The organism is Ochrobactrum sp. SFR4, assembly GCF_019730395.1.
In the GTDB taxonomy this organism is placed as follows: domain Bacteria; phylum Pseudomonadota; class Alphaproteobacteria; order Rhizobiales; family Rhizobiaceae; genus Pseudochrobactrum.
The window spans coordinates 1-355 of sequence record NZ_JAAPBB010000381.1 but is presented as its reverse complement, the minus strand read 5'-3'; the positions used below and the strand labels follow the sequence as shown (position 1 = coordinate 355).

Annotated in this window: 1 protein-coding gene and 1 pseudogene; both read right to left on the bottom strand. The window is 52.4% G+C overall.

Annotated features, from left to right (window positions below):
* The coding region (locus tag HBA93_RS24650) for a diguanylate cyclase domain-containing protein (RefSeq protein WP_353619410.1) at window positions 1-155 on the bottom strand (155 nt) is incomplete at its 3' end.
* A pseudogene (locus HBA93_RS19460) lies at window positions 136-355 on the bottom strand (IS110 family transposase); the annotation flags it as partial. The gene HBA93_RS24650 and the pseudogene HBA93_RS19460, both read right to left, overlap by 20 nt.

Here is a 355-nt window from a genome sequence, read left to right as displayed (position 1 = left end):
GAAAGAAAATCGTTGAGCGAAGAAAGCGCGTTAATACTACTGTTGTTTGTGAAAATAATGCCGAACTCGTCACCGCCAATGCGGGCTAAGAAGGCTGAGCTTCCTAGTGCGGCTTTCAATAGCTCTGAAACTTTCCTAAGAAACACTCTCCGCATCGGGGATGGGATCAAGCTGATATCCCAAAGCTCGAGCACGGCGTTGTAGGCTTGCCAGAACCCGGCCGCGATGTCGCTCATCATATGCCTCTGCACCAGGATCACGATAAGCCATACCGAAGCGAAGAGCGTTGAAGAAGAGCACAGCGATCTTGCGTGCAGTCGCCGTCACTGCTTTCTGCTTGCCGATACGCCCTGCC